This window comes from Halorientalis marina, from assembly GCF_023028345.1.
In the GTDB taxonomy this organism is placed as follows: Archaea; Halobacteriota; Halobacteria; order Halobacteriales; family Haloarculaceae; genus Halorientalis; species Halorientalis marina.
Window position 1 is genome coordinate 427,599 of sequence record NZ_CP095487.1, and the last position, 16,229, is coordinate 443,827.

General features: G+C 66.9%; 20 protein-coding genes. 16 read left to right on the forward strand and 4 right to left on the reverse strand.

Annotated features, from left to right (window positions below):
* Positions 1–91 precede the first annotated feature (91 nt).
* The 14 genes from MUG96_RS02280 (at position 92) to MUG96_RS02345 (ending at position 11,988) form a co-directional block, all read left to right on the forward strand.
* Complete coding sequence (locus MUG96_RS02280; protein ID WP_246986117.1) at positions 92–739, forward strand: DUF7500 family protein; 648 nt, start codon at positions 92–94, stop codon at positions 737–739.
* Positions 736–1,275 carry a hypothetical protein gene (locus MUG96_RS02285; protein WP_246986119.1) on the forward strand — a complete coding sequence of 180 codons (540 nt, stop codon included), beginning with the start codon at positions 736–738 and terminating at the stop codon, positions 1,273–1,275. Before MUG96_RS02280 ends, MUG96_RS02285 begins: the two co-directional genes overlap by 4 nt.
* A gap of 100 nt (positions 1,276–1,375) precedes the next feature.
* Positions 1,376–1,735 carry a chemotaxis protein CheY gene (gene cheY / locus MUG96_RS02290; RefSeq protein ID WP_246986121.1) on the forward strand — a complete coding sequence of 120 codons (360 nt, stop codon included), beginning with the start codon at positions 1,376–1,378 and terminating at the stop codon, positions 1,733–1,735.
* 7 nt (positions 1,736–1,742) lie between these two features.
* On the forward strand, positions 1,743–2,957 hold the full coding sequence (locus MUG96_RS02295; protein WP_246986124.1) for a chemotaxis protein CheC: 1,215 nt from the start codon (positions 1,743–1,745) through the stop codon (positions 2,955–2,957).
* Complete coding sequence (locus MUG96_RS02300; protein ID WP_246986128.1) at positions 2,954–3,472, forward strand: chemotaxis protein CheD; 519 nt, start codon at positions 2,954–2,956, stop codon at positions 3,470–3,472. Before MUG96_RS02295 ends, MUG96_RS02300 begins: the two co-directional genes overlap by 4 nt.
* Positions 3,473–3,691: 219 nt before the next feature.
* Positions 3,692–5,605: a FlaD/FlaE family flagellar protein gene (locus MUG96_RS02305; protein ID WP_246986129.1), complete on the forward strand. Its 1,914-nt coding sequence runs from the start codon at positions 3,692–3,694 to the stop codon at positions 5,603–5,605.
* Positions 5,589–6,020: an archaellum stator protein ArlF gene (gene arlF / locus MUG96_RS02310; RefSeq protein ID WP_246986130.1), complete on the forward strand. Its 432-nt coding sequence runs from the start codon at positions 5,589–5,591 to the stop codon at positions 6,018–6,020. The genes MUG96_RS02305 and arlF (MUG96_RS02310) overlap by 17 nt, the downstream gene beginning before the upstream one ends.
* A complete protein-coding gene (gene arlF / locus MUG96_RS02315) occupies positions 6,021–6,479 on the forward strand; it encodes an archaellum stator protein ArlF (RefSeq protein WP_246986132.1) in 459 nt (152 codons plus the stop codon). It begins immediately after the preceding gene.
* Between the two features lie 82 nt (positions 6,480–6,561).
* Positions 6,562–7,023 carry an archaellum stator protein ArlG gene (gene arlG, locus MUG96_RS02320; RefSeq protein WP_246986134.1) on the forward strand — a complete coding sequence of 154 codons (462 nt, stop codon included), beginning with the start codon at positions 6,562–6,564 and terminating at the stop codon, positions 7,021–7,023.
* Positions 7,020–7,781: an archaellum protein ArlH gene (gene arlH / locus MUG96_RS02325; protein WP_246986136.1), complete on the forward strand. Its 762-nt coding sequence runs from the start codon at positions 7,020–7,022 to the stop codon at positions 7,779–7,781. The genes arlG and arlH overlap by 4 nt, the downstream gene beginning before the upstream one ends.
* Before the next feature lies 1 nt (position 7,782).
* The gene (flaI, locus tag MUG96_RS02330; RefSeq protein ID WP_246986138.1) at positions 7,783–9,453 is read left to right on the forward strand and encodes an archaellum flagellar ATPase motor FlaI; all 1,671 of its coding nucleotides are present in this window, start codon (positions 7,783–7,785) and stop codon (positions 9,451–9,453) included.
* Positions 9,453–11,210, forward strand: a complete 1,758-nt coding sequence (gene arlJ / locus MUG96_RS02335; RefSeq protein ID WP_246986141.1) for an archaellar assembly protein ArlJ/FlaJ — start codon at positions 9,453–9,455, stop codon at positions 11,208–11,210. The genes flaI and arlJ overlap by 1 nt, the downstream gene beginning before the upstream one ends.
* Positions 11,211–11,311: 101 nt before the next feature.
* Positions 11,312–11,746 (forward strand): DUF5807 family protein, encoded by a 435-nt coding sequence (locus MUG96_RS02340; RefSeq protein WP_246986143.1) that lies wholly within the window; start codon positions 11,312–11,314, stop codon positions 11,744–11,746.
* 41 nt (positions 11,747–11,787) lie between these two features.
* The gene (locus tag MUG96_RS02345) at positions 11,788–11,988 is read left to right on the forward strand and encodes a hypothetical protein (RefSeq protein WP_246986145.1); all 201 of its coding nucleotides are present in this window, start codon (positions 11,788–11,790) and stop codon (positions 11,986–11,988) included.
* Positions 11,989–12,120: 132 nt separating this feature from the next.
* Here the strand turns inward: MUG96_RS02345 and MUG96_RS02350 are convergent, their stop codons facing one another.
* Together MUG96_RS02350 and MUG96_RS02355 are read right to left on the reverse strand one after the other, a co-directional pair.
* The gene (locus MUG96_RS02350; RefSeq protein WP_246986146.1) at positions 12,121–13,230 is read right to left on the reverse strand and encodes a DHH family phosphoesterase; all 1,110 of its coding nucleotides are present in this window, start codon (positions 13,228–13,230) and stop codon (positions 12,121–12,123) included.
* An 85-nt stretch (positions 13,231–13,315) separates the two neighbouring features.
* A complete protein-coding gene (locus MUG96_RS02355) occupies positions 13,316–13,768 on the reverse strand; it encodes a universal stress protein (protein WP_246986147.1) in 453 nt (150 codons plus the stop codon).
* Between the two features lie 81 nt (positions 13,769–13,849).
* On the opposite strand from MUG96_RS02355, the gene MUG96_RS02360 reads away from it, so the two are divergent.
* Entirely contained in the window at positions 13,850–14,299 is a 450-nt protein-coding gene (locus MUG96_RS02360; protein WP_246986148.1) for a universal stress protein, read from the forward strand.
* A 6-nt stretch (positions 14,300–14,305) separates the two neighbouring features.
* Here the strand turns inward: MUG96_RS02360 and MUG96_RS02365 are convergent, their stop codons facing one another.
* Positions 14,306–14,827 (reverse strand): GNAT family N-acetyltransferase, encoded by a 522-nt coding sequence (locus MUG96_RS02365; protein WP_246986149.1) that lies wholly within the window; start codon positions 14,825–14,827, stop codon positions 14,306–14,308.
* Complete coding sequence (locus MUG96_RS02370; RefSeq protein WP_246986150.1) at positions 14,824–15,192, reverse strand: universal stress protein; 369 nt, start codon at positions 15,190–15,192, stop codon at positions 14,824–14,826. The genes MUG96_RS02365 and MUG96_RS02370 overlap by 4 nt, the downstream gene beginning before the upstream one ends.
* A 162-nt stretch (positions 15,193–15,354) precedes the next feature.
* On the opposite strand from MUG96_RS02370, the gene MUG96_RS02375 reads away from it, so the two are divergent.
* Positions 15,355–16,080 (forward strand): DUF5806 family protein, encoded by a 726-nt coding sequence (locus tag MUG96_RS02375; RefSeq protein ID WP_246986151.1) that lies wholly within the window; start codon positions 15,355–15,357, stop codon positions 16,078–16,080.
* Positions 16,081–16,229 lie beyond the last annotated feature (149 nt).

Genomic DNA, 16,229 nt, shown 5'->3' on the forward strand with positions numbered 1-16,229 from the left:
CCGTTCTTTCACGCCGACCAGCGGCGCCGCCGCCGTATCGACCGCCGCGAGCGGCCAAGGAGTTATACTCGCTCGTGACGGAGACGTAGATATGCCGGGGTCAGACGACGAGCCGACCGGCGGCGATCCCGAGGAGGGGCCGGTCCTCTCGCCGGAGGAGATCGACATCACCGACGACGAGCGCGTCCGCGAACTCGAAGAAGGGCGATACGTCGTCTCCTCGGGCGACCCTATCGCCGAACCCGACGACGAACCGGCGGGACAGATCGAGGGCGAGCAGCGGGCCACGCCGGACCGCCCCGCCGAGCAGGAGACGGAGCCGACGCCGGCGCCCGACCCGACGCCCGAGCGGGGCGCCACTGACACTGCGCCGGCGGGCGAGCCCGATCTCACGGCCCGCAGCGTCCACCGGTGGCTCTCGGACGACCTCGCGGCCTCGAACTCCCGCTACGGATTCGACATCACGGCCTCCTTCGACGGCGCCGTCTCCCAGCAGCGGATGGTCAGCAACGACGTGGTGACCATCTTCGAGACGCTCGTGATGTGGTACGCCCAGCAGATCGACCGCAACACGCCCATCGAGGAGGTGCTCGGCATCCTCCTCACGGAGGCGAACGTCCCCGTCGAGGTGCCGCCCGAGTCGATCCGGCGCGCGCTCGCATCGAGCGACCTCTCGCCCGAGGACTCCATCGCCGACTTCATGACGGCCGTCAAGGACAACGACGGCCTGGAACTGTGAGCCGCCGGGACCGCCTCGTCGAACGCCTCGCCGCCGTCCCGGTCCGGCAGGTCCAGCTCGCCGTCGTGGGTCTCGTCCTGTTCGTCCTCGTCCTGTCCAGCCCCGTACTCGGCGCGGTCGATCTCACGCCCGAGACGCGCGACCGGCTGGGCGACGGGACGGCCGCGGCCACGCTCGCCTCGTCGCCGGCCGAGGACCTCCGCATCGACCGCGGCCGCTTCGGCACCGGCGTCTTCTACCTCCGAATCCCGCCTGCCGCCGTCGACGTCGAGTCGGTCACCGGCCGCCCGCGGGTGGTCTACCGGGTGGCAGTCCCGGGTCTGGGATTCGAGCGGACGGCGACGGCCCGCGTGGCCGAATCCGGCCGCGTCCGCGTTCCCATGGACGCGCGAGCGTTCACCCTCGCCGCGGTCGACAACGAGACGTACCGAGCAGCGGTCAGTGTCCGCGTTCAGAGTTTCGAAACCGACCGCGTCGTCGCTCGCCGGACCGCCACAGTTCCGGTCGAAAACACGACGACGTGGAGCGGGCGCTGACGCCATTGCCCGTTCTCTTCCGCCGAGAATATGCTATCAATAACGATAATCTGGAGGACACGCTTATTTGGATATTCCGGATAGAAGGAGGTGAGCGAGTATGTCAGAGGTACTGATCGCGGACGATTCGGAGTTCATGCGGAACCTCCTCCGGGAGATCCTGGAGGAGGACCACCAGATAGTCGGGGAAGTAGAGAACGGCGTCGAGGCCGTCGAAGTCTACAAGGAGGAGGTACCGGACCTCGTCATGATGGACATCGTGATGCCGATCCGGGACGGGATCGAGGCCACCGACGAGATCAAGAGCGCGGACCCGGAGGCAACGGTGATCATGTGTACGAGCGTCGGCCAGGAGGAGAAGATGAAGGAAGCGGTCAAGGCCGGCGCCGACGGGTACATCACGAAACCCTTCCAGAAACCGAGCGTGATCGAGGCCATCGAGGACGCCGTCGGGGCCTGACCGCGCGATGAGGGTCGATATACAGTCGCTGGAGACGTTCAATCGGCTTGCCTACGAGGGTGCCGAGCAGGCCACGGCCATGTTGACACAGATGACGGGCATCGAGGCCGACGTGGCCGTGACGAAGATGGCCCTGATGGACCGGGCCGACGTGGGCGAGGAGCTTGCCGGCCGCGACCACGTCGGGGTCCAGTTCGGGTTCGAGGGGCCGCTGACCGGCGACACGACGCTGGTTTTCGACGAGGCGTGTACCGACTCCATCGTGGAAGCGCTCCCCGGCGGTGCCGCCGAGGGCGCGATGAAGGAGAGCAGCGTCAAAGAGATCGGCAACATCATGATGAGCGGGTTCATCGACGGCTGGGCCGACTTCCTCGGCACGACCATCGAACACACCCCGCCCGAGTACATCGCGGCCAGTGGCGCCGACGTCCTCCCGGCGGCCGACGGCCGTGGCGAGCAGGTGTTCGTGTTCCGGAGCCACGTCGCCTGGCCCGGGGAGTCCGAGGACCTGGACTTCTACATCTACATGCTGCCGGAGTACGCGGAACTGGCCGAACTGATGGCCGACACCGCCGGCGCTGGCGACGACGCCATCCCCATCGACAAGCTCTCCGTGTTCAACGAGATGACGCGGGCGGGTACGCAAACGGCTGCCGAGAACGTCACGGCGATGACCGGCATCGAGACGAAGGCGGAGGTCACCCGGATCAGTTTCGCCCCCGTCGAGGACGTGCCCAAACAGGTCGACAACCGGTCCTACGTGGGGACCGTCGTCGAGTTCGAGGGCAAGCCCAGCGGCTACCTCATGATCCTGTTCGACGAGGAGTCGGCGCTGAACGTCGCCGAGGCGCTCATGCCGATGGAACCCGACGGCGAGGGGTTCACCGATATGCACGAGAGCGCTATCCAGGAAATGGGTAACATCATGACCTCCGGGTTCATCGACGGCTGGGCGAACGTCCTGCAGACGGGCGTCGAACACACCCCGCCACAGGTCGTCCACGATATGGGACGGGCGATCATGGACCCGCTGGCCGCCAAGGTCGGACAGACACAGGAACACGCCTTCATCATCGAGTCGACGATGCGGACGGCGGACCTGGAGTTCGAGAGCGAGATTCACGCGCTGCCCGACGACGAGGAACTGAAAACGGCCCTGGAGGAGCTGGACGTCGACCGGGCCGACGAGACAGAGGCGAGCGTCGAGAAAATATTCGAATGAAGGTCTACGACGGATCGAGCGAGGGGTCGGCCGAGCCACGCAAGGACCGTGTCAAAGTGGGCATCGCGGAGTACGACGTGACGACCGACGGTGCCGCACTCACCACGAGCGGCCTCGGCTCGTGTCTCGGGGTCGCGATGTACGACGAGCGCGCCGGCGTCGCCGGCCTCGTCCACGTCATGCTCCCCTCGGCCGACGAAGTCGACGGCTCGAACCCGGCCAAGTTCGCCGACAGCGGCATCGAGGAGCTTCTCGATGCGATGGAACGGGAGGGCGCCGACCCGGGCCACGTCCGGGCGAAAGTCGCCGGCGGCAGCGACATGCTCGATTTCTCCGAGAACGGTTCGGGGATCGGCGTCCGGAACATCGAACAGGTCGAACGGACCCTCGACGACCTCGGGATTCCAATCGAGGAGAAAGACGTCGGCGGCGACCACGGTCGCTCGCTCCGGCTCGAGGGGGCCTCCGGTCGGCTCGTCGTCAGGAGCGCGAACAAAGGCGAGCAGACGATCTGACCCACCGCGGGCCGTCCCTGCGACGCGCCCGGACCCCCCCTGTTCCCCACCTTTTCCACCCCTTCTCAGTACCGAGAATTGAAACCGTCGCCCGTGGACCATAATTGCGGGTTCAGAAGTGCGAAAAATGGCGAAATCTCCACTTGAAGCGTCTGACGATTATCAATTATGATACCAGAAACGTCATATTGAAGGACGTGAGCAAGCAATATGACTGTGATGAGCAGTGTCGCCACAGGAGTGACGGCCGGGTTCGGACTCGCCGCCGGGGGCGGGCAGGCGGTGCTCCCCGAAGGCGTCGTCCCGGTCGTGGTCCTGCTGGCGAGCGGTGCCGTCGGGATGAGTATAAAGAACATGTTCGATTCGATCCTCTCCGACGAGGAGGCCGACGACGACGGCAACGAGGAACTCAGTGGCGACGGCGGCGGCCTCATGGCAGAAGAGAGCAGTAGCGCCGGCGGCGGCGGTGGCGACGAACTCGGTGGGCTGGACGACGATCTGGGCGGACTCGACGACGACATCGGCGGCTTCGAGGACGAGGACGACGAGTTCGGCGACATGGGCGGTGGTGGCGGCGGTGCAGCCACCGACGAACTGGAAAACAGGCTCGAGGAAATGGAAAACGAGGTCGGGAGCCTCCAGTCGACGGTCAACACCGTCCGCAACGAGAACGAGCAGATCGGCGAGCAGGTCGACGACATCGAGGAGAACATCCGGAAGCTCCTCGACATCTACGAGATGGTGACCCGCGGCGTCAACCCCTTCGCCGACGACATCCAGGGCGGTATGGGTGGCGGCGGCGGGATGGAGGGCGGGTTCGGCCTCTTCGACGACGACGACGGTGGCGAGGAAGAGGAGGAACTCGACGACGAGATCGCCAACGCCGACGCTGAGGGCTTCTTCGACGAGGACCTCGTGGAGGACGACGGCGACGAGATCGGCGACGACGACATGGGTGGCATCCAGGACGTGGTCGACGAACCCGCCGGTGACGACCCCGGTTTCGAGGACGACGGCGGCACCTTCGACGACGACGTGCTCGACGACGACCTCGGCGGCGACGACATGGGCGGCTTCGACGAGATGGACGAGGGTCTCGACGACGGCGGCGACGATTTCGACGATTTCGACGATACGGGTGATGATATGCTCGAATCCGACGACGGCGGCGACGACGGTGGCGGCGACGGTGGCGGCGACGGCGACGGCGGCAAGTCGTTCCAGGAACTGAAAGAAGAGTACGAGTCCGGCGACGCCGAGTGGGCCGAGGGCGAGGAACCGGCCGACGCGGCCGCGGACGCCGACGCCGCCGCGGACGACGGCGGTGACGGGGACCTCCTCGGCGACGACTTCGGCGGCCTCGACGATGGCGCCGACGATGACCTCCTCGGTGAGGACGAGGCGACGGACGCGACGGCCGAAAACGGAAGCGACGAGGTCGTCGCGTCGGACGACGTGGACGACGTGTTGCCCTCGGCCGGCGACGGCGACGAGGACCCGTCCGCCGAGGACACCGAGGACGCTGCCGAGGCGGACGCGGCCGAGGCAGCGTCCGGGACCGTCGAACCCGACACCGAGGATGACGGCATCGACGAGACGGCCGCAGACGAGATGATCGCCGAACCCGAGTCCGAACCGACCGACAGCACGGTCGCCGAGGCTGACGGCACGGCGGCGACCGACGACGTGGCGGCCGAGACCGGCGGGACGGCACCGGCGGCCGAGACGGCGACCGGGTCGGTGGCCGAAACCGCGGCCGCGACCGGGACGACGGACGAGGCGGACGCGGGCGACGACGGGCCGAGCAAGCCGTACCTGGGCACGCTGCCCGACGGCTACGCGGCGGATCTGCTGGTGATGGAGTGGCTGGAGTACCTGATCGCGGAGTCGAGCGTTCGCGAGGCGTCGGAAGCCATCGCCTACTACGAGCGGATCGACTGGATCGACGACGCGGTGGCCGACGACCTGCGCTCGTATCTCGCGGGCTTCGACGAGGCCGGCACCGCGGAGGGAACGCTGACCATCGATCACCACACGCAGAGCCTCCGCTACATCAGCCAGCTCGGCGGCGACACTGCCGACCAGATGGCGATGCAAATGCTCGGAGGTGGTGGTGATGGGCTTCAGCGTTAGCGGCTCGGCGGCCATCGTTTTCGCCGGGATGTTCATCGGCTTCGGGATGTTCTACGCGGCCACCGCCAACAGCAGCGAGGCGGTGTCCGACGCCCGCGAGGACCGCATCGACGATGCCCTCGCGGAGAAAAACAGCGACATCGAGATCAAGTCGGTCGAGTACACGAACGACCGGCTGACGGTGCTGGTCAACAACACCGGCGCGACGCCGCTGTCGGTCAACGACACGGATTTCCTCGTCAACAACACCTACGAGACCGACTGGGAGCGAAACGCCACCGTCGACGGGAGCGGCGGGACCGACCTCTGGCTCCCCGAAGAACAGCTCAACATCACGGTGTACCGCGACACCCTGCCGGCCCGCGTGAAGGTCGTCGCCGGCCAGGGCGTCGCGGACACGGCGGAGGTGTCCTGAATGGGCTTCAGCGTCAGCAGTTCGTTCGCGGTGATCGCCTTCGGCACGTTCGTCGCCATGACCGCTCTCTACACGGCGACGACGAACGCCGCGGAGAGCCGCCAGGACGCCGTGGCCGAACAGCGCGAGCACCGCGAGGCCGTCGTCGAGACGGCCATCGACATCACGTCGACGGACGTGCAGACCGCGCCCTGCGGGATCGAGGTCGCGGTCAACAACACCGGCGCGACCGAGCTGTCGGTCAACGGGACCGACCTGCTGGTCGACGGCGAGTACCGCACCGGCTGGGAGGCCGACGCCACCGTCGACGGGGACGCCGACACCGACGTGTGGCTCCCGGGCGAACGGCTCGTCGTCACCGTCACCGACGGGATCGACACGGCGCCCGACCGGGTGAAGGTCGTCTCCGAGTCCGGCGTGGCGGCGACCGACCGCGTCACGGAGGGGGTAACGTGCTGACCGCTTCCCGCCGGCGCGTCGCGGCACCGCGACCCCGCCCCGCCGGTCGCCCGACCGCACGGCAGACGGAGGTGAGCGCCTGATGGCGAGCGTCTCCGTCTCCCACATGATCCTGTTCATCGCCTCGATCATCATCGCAGCGAGCGTTGCCGGGGTGTTCACCGACAGCATCAGCCGTGTGAGCCAGGCCATCGAGGACCGTGGCGGGTCGCTGAGCGAGAAGGTCCGGACCGACATCCAGGTCATCAGCGATAGCGGTTCGACGGCGGTCTACGACGAGGAGACGCAAAACATCACGCTCCACATCAAAAACACCGGTTCGGCGACGTTGCCGGCGAACGGCGACGGGATGGACGTGTTCGTCGACGGCGAGTACGAGACGGACGTGACGGTGACGCCCGTCGAGGACACGGACACGTGGCGGCCGGGCGGCGTCGTCCGGGCCGAGATCGAGCCAAACGACGGTGGCGGCCTCACGACGGGTGACCACCGCGTCAAGGTCATCATCAACGAGGACGAGGAGGTGTTCGAATTTAGAGTATGAGTATCGCAACACAAGATCTCTATTCGCTCGGACTGGACGATCACGACCGGCTCAACAAGGAACTCGGCGGCGGCATTCCGCCCGGGAGCATCGTCCTCATGGAGGGCGACTACGGGGCCGGCAAGAGCGCCATGAGCCAGCGGTTCACCTACGGCCTCTGCGAGGAGGGGTACTCGGTGACGATGCTGTCGACCGAACTCACCGTCGGCTCCTTCATCGACCAGATGCACTCGCTGTCCTACGACATGGTCGAGCACATCCTCGACGAGCGGTGCCTGTTCCTCCACGCGGAGGTCGGCGACACGAACACGCTGACCGGCGGCGAGGACGACGAGGACCGCAAGGAACTGCTCAAGCGGCTGATGAACGCGGAGGTGATGTGGTCGACGGACGTCATCATCGTCGACACGTTCGACGCCATCCTCCGGAACGACCCCAAGTTCGAGGCGCTGGTCAGACAGAACGAGGAACGCCAGGCCGCACTGGAGATCATCGGCTTCTTCCGCGATCTGATCTCCCGGGGGAAGGTCATCGTGCTCACCGTCGACCCCTCGACGCTCGACGAGGAGGCCATCGGCCCCTTCCGCTCCATCGCCGACGTGTTCATCGAACTGGAGATGATCGAGGTCGGCAACGACGTGCGCCGGCAGATCGCGGTCAAGCGGTTCGCCGGCATGGGCGAACAGGTCGGAGACACCATCGGCTACTCCGTCCGGTCGGGGACGGGCATCGTCATCGAGTCACGGAGCGTCGCATAGAATGACAGAACACGGAACCGCCCAGCCGTCGGACGAACTCAGGCAGTACGCGGCCAGACGGCCACACCTGCAGGACCACCTCAAGAAGTTCAAGCAGATCACCGGCGAGTTCCCGCTGTTCATCGAGGAGGCCGACGACGAGTACGAGACCGACCGCCCGAACGTCCTCTACCCCGTCGGTGGCCCCATCTTCTGTCACATCTACGGCGACGTGGGTCAGGACATGAAGTACTACACCATCGAGCCGGAGCTCGACGATGCCGAGGCCGGCGTCTACCAGAAGGTCCGGGACCGTCTGCTCCAGAAATCGGTCAACAAGCCCGCCCCCGAGAACGAGGCCGAGTACGACGACCGCATCGAGGAACTCCTCCAGGAGACCACCCGGATCACGGATAGCGAGGACTCCGGCGTGATGAACACCATCTCCTCGGTGATCAACATGGGCAAAGTGGAGGTCTCACAGGAGACCTACGAGGACATCCGCTACGTCCTCAATCGCGACATCGTCGGATTGGGACCGCTCGAGCCCATCATGCGCGACCCGGCGAACGAGGACATCCACGTCATCGGGCCCCACGAGACCTACGTCGACCACGGGGTCTACGGGATGCTGGAGACGACCGTCGACTTCGGCGAACCCGAGGAGTTCGACCAGTGGCTCCGGAACATGGGCGAACGAATGGGCGACCCGGTCTCCGACTCGGACCCCATCGTCGACTCGACGCTCCCGGACGGCTCCCGCCTGAACCTCATCTACTCCGACGACGTGAGCCTCAAGGGCCCCTCGCTGACCATCCGGCAGGGCGACGAGACGCCGCTGTCGATGTTCCAGATCACGAAGTGGGGGACGCTCTCCCCGCGGCTGGCCGCGTACCTCTGGCTCTGTCTGGAGAACGAGCAGACCGTGTTCGTCGTCGGGGAGACGGCGTCGGGGAAGACCACCACGCTGAACGCCTCCTTCGCGTTCATCCCCCGTGATCACAAGATCTACACCGCGGAGGACACCGCCGAGGTCATCCCGCCCCACGACACCTGGCAGCAGCTCCTGACCCGCGAGGGCGAGGAGGAAGGCACCGGCGTCGACATGTTCGACCTCGTGGCGGCCGCCCTCCGTTCGCGGCCAGACTACATCATCCTCGGCGAGGTCCGTGGGGCCGAGGGTCGGATGGCGTTCCAGGCCGCCCAGACCGGCCACCCCGTCATGCTGACCTTCCACGCCAGCGACATCGTCTCGATGATCCAGCGGTTCACCAGCGAACCCATCAACGTCCCCGAGACGTTCATGGACGTGGCCGACGTGGCGCTGTTCCAGAACCGCGTCAAGCAGGGCGACGAGGTGCTTCGCCGGGTCACCTCCGTCCAGGAGATCGAGGGCTACTCAAAGGAGATGGACGGCGTCGTCACCCGGCAGTCGTTCTACTGGGACCCCGTCGAGGACGAGATCATCTTCCAGGGGATGAACAACTCCTACGTCCTCGAAGAGCAGATCGCGACGCTGCTGGGGTACGAGGACACCCGCGAGATCTACGACGACCTCGACTTCCGGGCGAAGATCATCGAGCGCGCCATCCAGGAGGGCGTGCTGGGCTACCACGAGGTCAACGAACTGATCGCCAATTACCAGCGTGACGGCATCGAGGGGCTCCCCTTCGACATCCACAGGGAAGACTGATGGCGTCGGAAGAGTCCAGCGTCACGGGACGGAGCATTCGGCTCTCGATCAGCGAGATCGTCGACGGCCTGCTGGACTCCTACCAGCGAATGGGGATTCCCATCCGGCGGTACCTGCTCGTCATCCTCCTGCCGGCGTTCGCCTTCTTCCTCGTCACCGTTGGCGTGGCTATCGTCGTCGCCGACCTTCCGTTCATGATCAGGGCGCCGATTCCGCTGCTCGGCGTCCTCGCGTTCGGGACCGCCCTGTTCTACCCGAAGATCCTCCTCTCACAGCAGCGTACTGCGCTGAACAACCGCCTCCACCTCTTCATCACGCACATGACCGTCCTCTCGACCACCCGGATCGACCGGATGGAGGTGTTCCGCGCCCTCGCCGAGGAAGACGAGTACGGCGCCCTCGCCGAGGAGATGCAACGCATCGTCCAGCTGGTCGACACTTGGAACCAGAGCCTCGACGACGCGCTCCGGCGGCGGGCCCGCCAGGTCCCCAGCGACCCGCTCTCGGACTTTTTCGACAGGCTGGCGTACTCGCTTGGGGCGGGCCAACCCCTCGACGACTTCCTCATGCGCGAGCAGGAGCAGGTCATGCAGAACTACGAGACGGTGTACACCGCCTCGCTGGACAACCTGGAGGTCATGAAGGACCTCTACATGTCGATGATCCTCTCGATGACGTTCGCCCTGGTCTTCGCCGTCGTCCTCCCGGTGCTGACCGGGACGGACCCGACGATGACCGTCAGCGCCGTCATCCTCCTGTTCATCTTCGTCCAGAGCGGCTTTTTCATCGCTATCCGGTCGATGTCCCCTCACGACCCGCTGTGGTACCATCCCGAGGACATCATGACCGACCTCGACAGGAAGATGATCGCCGCCTTCGTCGCCGGGATCGGCCTGACGGCCGTCCTCGCGTTCGTCTCCATCGGCGGCTTCGCGGGCATCAGCCCCATCACGCTCGGGGACATCCTTCCGATCTCGCCGGTCCCGCTCCCGTTTTACATCGCCGTCCCCGCGACCCCGCTTCTGATTCCCGGGCTGTACATGCGCCGCGTCGAGGGCGGCATCCGGAAAAAGGACGAGGACTTCCCGAGTTTCATCCGGGCGCTCGGGTCCTCCGAAGGGGCGAAACAGGCGACCACCTCCACGGTGCTGAAGACGCTCCGCCGGAAGGACTTCGGCGACCTCACCGGGAACATCGACGACCTCTACAAGCGACTCAATATGCGGATCGAACCCACCGCCGCGTGGCGCTACTTCACCGCCGACTGCCGGTCCTACCTCATCCAGAAGTTCTCCGAGATGTACCTCGTCGGCCGGGAGATGGGTGGCTCGCCCAAACAGCTCGGCGAACTCATCTCCGAGAACATGAACGTCGTCCTCCAGCTCCGCCAGCAGCGCACCCAGGCGACGACGACGCTCATCGGCCTCCTCTATGGCATCTCGGCGGCCGCGACCTTCGCCTTCTTCATCGGCCTGCAGGTCGTCAACATCCTCGCCAACATGACCCTCGACCTCAGCACGTCCGGCCAGTTCGACGTGAACTCGCTGATCAACACCCAGGTCTACAACATCCCGCTCATCGAGTTCCTGCTCATCGTCGTCATCGTGTTCAACGCCCTGTTGTCCTCGCTGATGATCCGAACCACCGACGGCGGCCACAAGCTCAACGCCTACATGCACTTCGTCATCCTGCTGTGGCTCGGCTCGCTCATCTCCGTCTTCACGAAGAGCATGGTCAGTAGCTTCCTCGCGATCTGACGCCGGTCGCCGTTCCGCCCCGGCCACGAACGCCCTGGCTCTCCGACCGTGCCGACGGCCCGTGTCGCGGCGCTTTTCCGTTCCCGCACGCGAGGGAGGGTATGCACGACGACCGCACGGCGTTTCTCGCCGGCGAGCGCCACGACGACGTCCTCCTGTATTTCAACGAGGCCGACGTGGACGGCCTCGACCGCCTGGCCGAGGTCGGCGAGCGCGTCGAGAGCGGTGTCGTCCTCGTCATCGACGGCACCGAGGGCCGGAACGCCTTCCAGCGGGCGACCGGCGTCGACCCCATGTCGCTGCCGAACATGGCCGAACGCGTCGAGGACGGCATCGCCCGCGACTGCACCGACGGGACCTGCCCCGACACCGACGACGCGGACGACCCCCACCGCGTGAAGTTCCTCTTCGCCTTCGCGGAGGCACAGAACGAGGACGTGGGCGACATCTACGCCGAGGGCGACGTCATCCACGCCTACGCGGTCTGTACCTGCGGGACGGTCTACTCCGAGCGGTGGGTCGCCGAGGCGGCGTAGGCCCACGGCGCTTATGCCGCTCGCTCCCCTCCTCGCCACCAATGGGACTCTTCAATCGGCTCGGCCGGGAGGTCGAACAGTTCAAGCAGACCGCCTCCGATGCTGCCGAGGAGAACAAGGGACCGCAGTGCCCGGCCTGCGATGCCGCCCTCCCCGCGGACTTCCTCGACGACCTCCCCGCCGACTGTCCCGAGTGTGGGACGACGCTCGAACCGGCCGACGATGGCGAGTCCAACGACTGACTACTGCTCGGTATCGGCACCTTCCACCTTTTTACCGCTCGGGTGTCCTCGCGGCGCGATGCGCCGCTGCGGGTACCACTCGCGGCAAAAACTTGGATAAAAAACCGGCCGCTCGCTCCGCTCGCGGCCCTTCTACCGCTCGGTATCGACGCCCTCGTCCGCGTCCTCCGCTCGCGCTTCTCGTTTCACGTCGTGGAACGCCTCGACGATGACCTGCTTCGCCACCGCGCCGCGGGTCGTCCAGTGGTGGGCGTAATCGAGCATGTCGTCGTAGATGTCCGGCTTGCAGCCCGCGGCCTTCGGGTGGCCGCCGCCGTTGACCTTCCCGGCGACCTCGTGGGCGCGCTCGAACGCGTCGGTGCCACGGATCGAGGCGCTGCCGGCGGGTTTGACGATCACCGCGGCGTCGGTCCCCTGTTCGCGGAGCGCCTCGGCGACCTCGTTCTGCGAACAGCGGCCGTAGGTGACGCCGACCGTCCAGTCGCCGATCTCGCGGATCTCGGCGCGTTCGATTGCCTTCTCGATCAGGGCCTCCTTCTCGACCCGCTGGTCGACGAGGAACTCCTCGACCTCCGGCGGCAGGTCGGCGCCGTGTTCCCGGACCACGTCGACGTACTCGTCGGGTTCGACCCAGTAGGCGTAGTCGGCGAGGTCGTCGCTCCGTGGGTCTTCCTGGAGCCAGAGGTCGTGGTCCCTGGTCACTGCGGCCAGTTCGCGGAGGTACTCGGGCACGTCCGCGTCGAGCGACCGGGCGACCACGTCGGCCGTACACTCCTCGTCGGACTCCCCGACGACCCGCCGGGTGACGTGTTCGTCGACGGCCTCGCCGAGGGCCTCGTCCCACTGGTGGTGGTCGAACCAGTGGATTTCGCTCGCACGCTCGGCGGCGGCCGCGAGCGGTTCGATGTCGCTCTCGCTGTCCGGACAGAGGTCACAGACGAAGACGGTCACGTCCGGTTCGGCGTAGGCCGCGACGTGGTCGAGCGCCGTCTCGATGTCGCGGGGGCCGGCGGGCACGAGCGCGGCCGCCTCGTCGACGAGTTCGCGGACGAGCGCCACGCAGGCCAGCCCGTCGGCGTCGGGGTCAGCGATCACGACCGCCGGCGCACCGGCGAGCGCCTCGCGGTGTTCGCGCTCTTTCTCGGCTTCGGCGAAGGAGTCGGGGTGGAAAAAGCCCTCCCCGGGCAGGACCGACTTCCGGTCGATGGAGAGCCGGTCGTCGTCGATGAGCCAGTCGTCCATACCGCCGAGAGCGCCCGCGACTCAATGAACCCTCCGGCTCACCGCCTCGGCGCCCGCTCCTGCCCGGCCTGCCGCGTCCGCGCTCTCAGGGCCGCACGTCCGGCCGCTCTTCGTCGCCGTCGAGCTGGCGGACGGTCAGGACGGGGACGGGACAGCGCCGGACGACGGCCTCGGCGACGCTCCCGAGCAGGAACGAGTGTTCACCGTGGCGGCCACGGGTCCCCATCGCGACCATGTCGGCGTCGAAGTCCTGGACGTAGCCGATGATCTCGGCCGCGGGCCGGCCCTCGCGGACGGCGGTGACGATTTCGCGGTCGGTGGCGTCGACGACCGCCCGGAGCGCGTCCTCGGCGGCGTCTTCGAGCGCCGTCTGTAACTCGTTGCGGACCTGTTCGGGACTGCCCTCGACGTCGCTGGAATCGACCACGTAGAGGGCGTGGACCTCGGCGTCGAATCGCTCTGCGAGGTCGAGCGCGACCGTGATGGCCCGCTTGACGCTCTCGGAGCCGTCCGTCGAGACGACGACGGTGTCGAACATCTATCGACCGGTACCACGCCCTGGATTAAAAGTCCGCCGGGCCTCGGTGGCTTTTTGGCGTTGCCCGCGCGAGGGGCGGATATGCCTCCCGTCGAGATCGACCGCGTCCTCGCCCCGCTTGACGGGAGCGAGGAGTCACTGACGGCGGCCGAGTACGCGCTGGCAATCGCCGACCGCTACGACGCCGACCTGCACGCCCTGCACGTCCTCGCCGAGTCTGTCGCGCGCGACATCCGCGCCGGCGACGCCGACGAAACCGCTGTCGCGGAGAACACCGAGGAGTTCATGACCGCCGTTCGCGACCTCGCCGGGGACCACGACGTACCGTTCTCGTACTCCGAGGCCTACGGCTTCCTGCCCGACCGGCTCTCCCACCACCCCGGCAGTGTCATCCTCGACGCCGCCGACGAAGTCGCCGCCGACTTCCTCGTCGTGCCCCGGGAACCGGTCTCGGGCGACCCCGAGGAGGTCCTCGGGAAAGCCGCCGAGTACGTCCTCATGTACGCGAGCCAGCCCGTCCTCTCGGTCTGACGTCGGTCACAGCCGGATCGTCATCTCGATCTCGAAGCTCTCGGTGTTGCACAGCTCGAACCCGACCTTCTTGTAGAGGTTGATCGCCGGGTCGTTCCAGCGCTCGACGGTCAGCCACACTTTCTCGATGTCTTCGGTCTGGGCGTGGCCGAGCAGGTGCTTCAGCAGGTGGGTGCCGATTCCCGCGCCCTGGTACGCCCCGAGGACGAAGATGGCGAGTTCGTAGCTCTCGCTCTCGTCGGGGACGAGCGTCGCGTGGCCGATGTCGTCGCCGTCGTGGGACGCGGCGATGTTCAGACAGTCGTCGGCGAGCAGCGTGTCGAGCCAGGTCCGGATCTGCTCCTCCCGGATCGGTGGGATGCCCTGCGCGCGGTCCTCCGGATCGAAGGCGTCGTACATCGCCACCAGCGATTCGAGGTCGTCCTCGTCGGCGGTACGGATCTCGACCTCGCGGTCCTGGCTGTCGGTGACCGTCGCCGGCGGCCGGGGGAACTCGTCCGCCGGTTCGTCGGGGTACTCTCGGCTCATCTGACCAGTGTCACCGTCGTTTCGGAGTTGAGGAGGACGAACTCGATCGTCTCGTCGAGCTGTATTTTGCCGAGTGCGCTCCGTTGGCCGCCGCCGATGACCAACCGGTCGAACTCCTCGCTATCGGCCGTCTCGACCAGTCGACTCCCGGCGTGCCCCTCCAGCCGGACGATCTCGGGTGCGAGCGACGACTCGTCGAGGCGGGTGCTGACGCGGCCCTCGATCTCCTCGGGGGTCAACTCGACGGCGTCGCGGTCGACGATGGCGACCGTGAGGTCGTCGCCGGCCTCGCGGGTACGGCGGATCGCCTCGTCGAGCGCGTCGAACGACGGGTCGGTCCCGTCGATACCCAGCAGGACGTTCATACCTACCGCGTCGTGCCCCCTCCCTAAAAAACTCGCGCGCGGGTCGGCCACACTGAACAGGGCCCGCTACGAAGCGTCGCCGGTCGTGTCACCCGCTGGCCCCGTCTGACGCCCGACCGACGCCGCCGATACGCTTTTTCCGCCACGTCTCCCAGGACCGGTATGTCCGACGACCCCGTGCCGAAACCGGAGCGTGCGGCCGTCGCGTCCGAGGACGACGCCGATCCCGCGGTCGACGGGTCCGCGGCGGACACGGCGTCCGACTCCACCCGGGACGTGCCCTCCGACGTCGACGAATCGGCCGAGACCGATTCGGCTTCGCAGGAGGCGCTCCCTCCCGACGTCGCCAAGTACGACCGGTTCAAGAAGATCGAGGGCGGCACCTACGACCGCGCCAACGACTTCCTCCGCGAGCGCACCTACGTCACCGCTCGCGAGTGGGCCATCGCCCGCCTCTGTGCCGACTTCCGCACCGAGACCGGCGTCGAGATGACCAAGATCGGCCAGAACCTCCCCGAACTGGTCCCCTTCATGACCGACACCTACACCCCCCAGGCCGTCAACCAGGCCCGGGCCTCCTTCGAGGAGAAGGTCCGCAAGGCCGGCGCGACCTTCCTCTACGGCGCGATGTGTGATTTCTTCACCGCCGAGGAACTCGACGACGTGATGTACGAGGCCACCGAGGTCGCGAAGTTCCTGCTGGAGGTCGAGGGCGTCGAACTCTCCGTCGAGGAAGAGCTCGAAGCCGAGGACCGCATCTCCGAGGTCATGCGCGAGGTCCGGGAGCACTCCGCCGCCCTCCGCCACGACGAGTGTCCCCACTGTGGCTCCGACCTCGACTCGACCGAGGGTGACCACGACCAGCACACCGCGGAAGCTGACGACTAACGGCACCCACTTTTTACTCCCTCGGGTGTCCTCGGGCCGCTTCGCGGCCCTGCGGGCACCGCTCCGTCGCAAAAACGTGGGGAAAACGACGCTTCACGCTCGGCTCTCCGAGCCTCGCGTGAAGTGAACCGCACGCCGCCGGCGCGCGG